The sequence below is a fragment of the Pengzhenrongella sp. genome (assembly GCF_036565025.1).
Taxonomy (GTDB): domain Bacteria; phylum Actinomycetota; class Actinomycetes; order Actinomycetales; family Cellulomonadaceae; genus Pengzhenrongella.
The window spans coordinates 1-4598 of record NZ_DATCNW010000416.1 but is presented as its reverse complement, the minus strand read 5'-3'; the positions used below and the strand labels follow the sequence as shown (position 1 = coordinate 4598).

Sequence of the window (4598 nt, the reverse complement as noted above, 5' to 3'; positions counted from 1 at the left end):
CCGCGACGAGCCCGTCGCGGATGACCGTGGCGTCGGCGTCGCTCGGCTCGTCCGTCACTCCGGCGCGTTCGAGCGCGTACCCGTAGTCCGACGCGATGCGGTCGCGTTCACGCTCGACCCGCTCGGCCTCGCCCACGAGCGCGGCCGCCTCCTCGCGTTCCTTGCGGGCCAGGGTGCGCTCACGGTCGCCCTGCTCCTCGCGGGTCAGCTCAGGGCCGTCCGCGCGCACCTGGACCACCCGCGCCGCGGCCGCGTCAGCGACGAACTCGGGGTCACCGGTCCGGCCGGCGTAGGTGTTCAGGTCCCACCCGTACGCGTCACGGTAGGCGGCGTTGATGGCCTCAGCCTTCGGCCCGAACCGGGCACTGTCGAGCTCGGCCCACTCCTGGGCGCCCCTCCACGCCTGCGCGATCTGCGCCGGCTCAGCCGCCCGCATCCACTGCGGGTCGGATGCCTGGGCGTAAAACCGGTCCGCGACCAACCCCTGCGCGTCGAACCGGCGCTGCGCGTCCTCGCTCTGCTGGGCCAACTGCTGGGCACGGCGCTGCGCCTGGTCCTGAGCCGAGCGGATCAGCGTCTCCCCTGCCCGCATCAGCGACGTCGCCGCCATCGTCGACACCCCCTGGATGTCCTCCACTACCTCATCGTCGCCTGGCATCGCTGCCTCCGTCTCGTGTATGGGTCGTGACCCGACCCGGGGTGAGAGTGGGCGGCAACAGGTCCCCGGTCGCCGCGGGCGACGGTCCGGCGACCTGTCCAGCGGGCGCCTGGCCCGCCTGCGCAAGACGGCGGGCGACCATCGCCGGGTGGCTTGCGTGCGTCTCGTCGGCGTACCCGAGCAGCTGCACGCGCTCGAGGCGCTCGACGACGTTGGTGTGCACCGCGCGGGCCTCGCGCAGGTTCCCGGTCGCCGTGTGGTGGTCACGGATCGCGGCCGCCGTGGCGAGCACCTGGTGCATGAGCGCGCTCACCGCGACGGCGCCCTTGCCGTTGTTCTTCAGCTGCGCGAACAGCAGCGCGGTACCCATCGCGCTGGCCTCGGCCCGCGGCTTGGGGGTGTGCCCCTTGCGGTGCATCTGCGCCGACCGGGCGACCGCCCGCGCCGCGGCGTTGAGCTCGTCGCGGGCGTCCGGGTCGGCCTTCGCCCATGCGCTCAGCGCACCGGAGACCTCCTGCGCAGCATTCGCCCACGCGGCCTGGTCACCCGCCGGCACCCGCGCCAACGCGTCGTGCATCTCCCCGAGGTTCGACGTCGCCGCCGCCACGATGCCGGGCTTGAGTCCGCGCGTCTCGCGCCCACCGCGGTTCACCACGCCCTGGCCCCGGAAAGCCGCCTGCCACTCCGCCGCGGCGGCCGCGGATTGCTCCACCGTCGGCTGCTCCCACGCTTCACGCAGACGCGGCAACGACAGGTCCTTGCCCAGGCGCCCGCCGCCGTAGAACACCCACTTGGGCGTGTACTCCCCCGGCTTGCACGCGACCGAGTACCCCGCCACGACGTCGGTCGTTCCCTGGGCGAAGAACGGCTTGATGACCGCCCCGGACTCCCGAACGCGCCGGATCCACTCGGCCTCGCTCGTCGAGGCGACCGCCGCAGCGCGCACCCGCAACGCTAGGTCCTGCGGCGCCGTCAGCGCCGAACCCACCCGCTCGGCCGCGGCGCGCTCAGCGGGCTTCACGCCGAGCTCCGACGTCCCGAACGCCCGGCCGGTGACCTCCACCAGGCCGTACTTGCGCTCCAGGGTGCGCGCGACCTTCTGCGCCGTCACGAAGTCGCGGTGGCGGCCCTCCCACTTGGTGCCGTCCTCGCGGACCATCGACGCCGCGATGTGGATGTGATCGTTGCCCGACGTGGACGCACCGTGGTGGATCGCGACCCACCGCGCGGGCGCCTTGCCGCCGGCCTCGGTGAAGCCCATCTCGTCCATGAAGTCCCGCGCGATCGCGTCCCACTGCTCATCGCCCAGCGGACCTTCCTCGGCCGCCACGGACAACGAGCAGTGCCACACGTCCTGCTTCTTCCAGCCCGCCACGGACATCCGTCCCGTCGCCGGGTCGAGCTCCTTCACCTGAGCCTTCATCTCCACGCCGTACACCCGACGGGGCTCGTCGAGGTACGCGGAGATCTGGTCAGCGGACTCCCGATCCAAAACCTCCGAGCCGTGCCACGCCACCACGAACGACGTCCCCGACACCACGTGCGGGGACTCGTGCTCGTTCGCCCGACCGGCACCGACGAGGTACCGCACCAGGCCGCCCATGTCGCCGCCCTTGACGACGTTCGGCATCACGGTGCGACGTCCGCATCGGTGAGGACCTCGTGCAGCCGGACACACACACGACCCAGCGCCTCGATCGCGGCCGCCGTGTCCGGCTGCCACTCGCCCGTCGCGTTCGTGGCCCGCGCGATCTGGTTGATGTTCACCCCGAGCTTGCCCAACAGCCGGCTGATCGCGAACAGCTCACCCGCGAGCTCCGCGCGCGTCCGGGCGTTGTCCGCACCACCAGAGAGCGCGGACTCCACCAGCAGCCGCGACACGCTCACATTGCGCGCCGCCGCCAACAAGCTCAGGCGCAACTCCTGCGCCTCAGAGACCTTGACCTTGTGCACGATCTGCCGCGGGGAACCCTGCACCCGCAACTGCCGGCGACCGATCAGGTGGCGGCGCGGAACACCAGCCGACTCCTCGACCATCCTCGCCACCTCCTTCCCTCAAAAGCCCAGCGCAGCGAGCCCAACGGGCAGCCTTCGACACGCACAGCGTGGCACAACGAGACGCGAAGCGCGAGGCGGTTCATGGTTAAGGGCACCTTAACCTCTAGCTTGCTCCCGCACTTTGCTCTCCGGCGGACAAATCGCCCTGCGCGGGACTGGTGTCAGCCCCGACCGATAGCCTGGACGTCATGACCACACCTGAGAGCGTCGAGAACGTCGAGAAGCAACTACGCGGAATGATCGAGTCCCGCATCGACGCCGGACGCGAGCTCGCCCGGAAGGCCGCCGACCTAGGCGCCGCCCGCACCGCCGCCGCGGCCGCCGAACGCGCCTACGCCGACGCGTTCACGGCGGCAACAACGGCAGGCTGGACAGCGCCCGAGCTGCGCAAGGCACTCAAGAGCGCAGGCCTTGAACTACCCACTGCAGCACCCGCCCGGCAGCGCTCCACCGCGCGGCGCCCTCGCGCACCTATCGCTCCTGCCGGCACCCAGGTGGACGCGCCAGCAGTTGCTCCAACAACAGACCGGCCGGACGGCGCAGCCGCAACCACCCCGCCCGCCGGCGACCCGACCTAGCGCGCGGGCTCGCCACGCCAAACCGCGTAGGTCGTCCCGTCGAACGGATCCGGTCAGCGACTCACCGTTGGTAGCCCCTCGCACCCCTGTGGACGGCCCGAGCTCCACCGCTGCGCGGCTCCACCCGACCACAGGGGCACGACGGGACCCGCACGACTCCCGCCCCCAACCGGCGCCCGCACCACCCACCACGACGGGACGACATGACCGACACCGCGACCCCACCACTCCGCTGGTTGTCAGCCACTTTCGCCGTGGGCGCGCTCGCCTTGATGACAGCGTTCGTCGGCGCGATCGCCGCGTACCTGCCGGGCATCCGCGACCCCACCAAGGACGGGGTCGTAGACCTGCTCGTCCTCGCGGTTCTCTCCCTCGCACTCCTGCCAGCGATCGTCGGCCTGACGTCGTTTCGCGACCCGTGGACACGCCAGCACCTGAGCGGTGCGTGGACCACCGGAAGGCGCGCCATCGCTCACCTCGCCGGGACCCTCATCGGTCCGCGCCGGTCGCTGCGCGCCGTGTTGATCCTCGTCGTCGTCGGCCTCGCGACTGGCGCAGCGCTGCGCGCCGGACTGTCCACGATCCCGCTACCGCCGAGCATCGCGACGGCCACCGACCCGCGCTACCTGATCTACCTCAACACGCCCCGGTGGCAGATCGCAGTGCACGCCGCACTCAACGCGCCCCTACTCGAGGAAGTCCTCTTCCGGGCACCCCTGCTCGCTCTCGCCGCCACCCTCACCGCGCGCCGAACCCGACCCGCCCACCGCAGGCTGATCCTGCTAAGCGCGAGCCTGGTCAGCGCGATCCTGTTCGCGCTCATCCACGCCGGCGCCGGTCCCGGGAACGTCGTCGCGGCGCTCATCGGCGCCGTGACCTTGACCGTCCTCGCGCTCTACACGCGGTCGCTGATCCCCGGTATCGCAGCGCACGCCATGTACGACGTCTTCACGTTCACGCTCTGACCCCGCACAGACGGTCACCCGATCTCCCCGCCGGTCACCGCTCTGGGGGTGGACACCAGACGAGAAGACGCGGCAACGGGCCCGACCTGCACGAAGCCCCCACCCCAGGGGCCCCGTCCGGCCGTAGCCGTCCTGCCGGTGACAGCGGCTCCCCTAGCCTTGGTGGCTGTGACGAGCCGCGTACGCGACATACCAGCTGGCGAGCTGACCCCCGAACAGGTAGCGATCCTGGTCCGGGAACTCACCGCGATACACCAGCAACTCACCGCGGTGATCGACATGATGGGCCGCTACGCCGACGCCGGCGGCCGGGACTGGGAAACGTGGGAACGCCTGCTC

General features: G+C 71.4%; 5 protein-coding genes. 2 read left to right on the top strand and 3 right to left on the bottom strand.

Annotated elements, in window-relative coordinates:
- The 3 genes from VIM26_RS23810 to mobC form a co-directional block, all read right to left on the bottom strand.
- The coding region (locus VIM26_RS23810; RefSeq protein WP_331955815.1) for a hypothetical protein at nt 1-658 on the bottom strand (658 nt) is incomplete at its 3' end.
- A complete protein-coding gene (locus VIM26_RS23805) occupies nt 642-2288 on the bottom strand; it encodes a relaxase/mobilization nuclease domain-containing protein (protein ID WP_414696555.1) in 1647 nt (548 codons plus the stop codon). The genes VIM26_RS23805 and VIM26_RS23810, both read right to left, overlap by 17 nt.
- Entirely contained in the window at nt 2288-2695 is a 408-nt protein-coding gene (gene mobC / locus VIM26_RS23800; RefSeq protein WP_331955813.1) for a plasmid mobilization relaxosome protein MobC, read from the bottom strand. Before mobC ends, VIM26_RS23805 begins: the two co-directional genes overlap by 1 nt.
- A gap of 209 nt (nt 2696-2904) precedes the next feature.
- Between mobC and VIM26_RS23795 the strand changes: the two genes are divergently transcribed.
- Nucleotides 2905-3294 (top strand): hypothetical protein, encoded by a 390-nt coding sequence (locus tag VIM26_RS23795; protein WP_331955812.1) that lies wholly within the window; start codon nt 2905-2907, stop codon nt 3292-3294.
- 203 nt (nt 3295-3497) lie between these two features.
- Complete coding sequence (locus VIM26_RS23790) at nt 3498-4259, top strand: CPBP family intramembrane glutamic endopeptidase (RefSeq protein WP_331955811.1); 762 nt, start codon at nt 3498-3500, stop codon at nt 4257-4259.
- The last annotated feature ends 339 nt before the right edge of the window (nt 4260-4598 follow it).

Excerpts from the sequence above, each read along its gene's own strand:
- VIM26_RS23790 (WP_331955811.1), top strand. The coding sequence starts at position 3,498 with ATGACCGACACCGCGACCCCACCACTCCGCTGGTTGTCAGCCACTTTC.
- VIM26_RS23795 (WP_331955812.1), top strand. The coding sequence starts at position 2,905 with ATGACCACACCTGAGAGCGTCGAGAACGTCGAGAAGCAACTACGCGGA.
- mobC (WP_331955813.1), bottom strand. The coding sequence starts at position 2,695 with ATGGTCGAGGAGTCGGCTGGTGTTCCGCGCCGCCACCTGATCGGTCGC.
- VIM26_RS23805 (WP_414696555.1), bottom strand. The coding sequence starts at position 2,288 with ATGCCGAACGTCGTCAAGGGCGGCGACATGGGCGGCCTGGTGCGGTAC.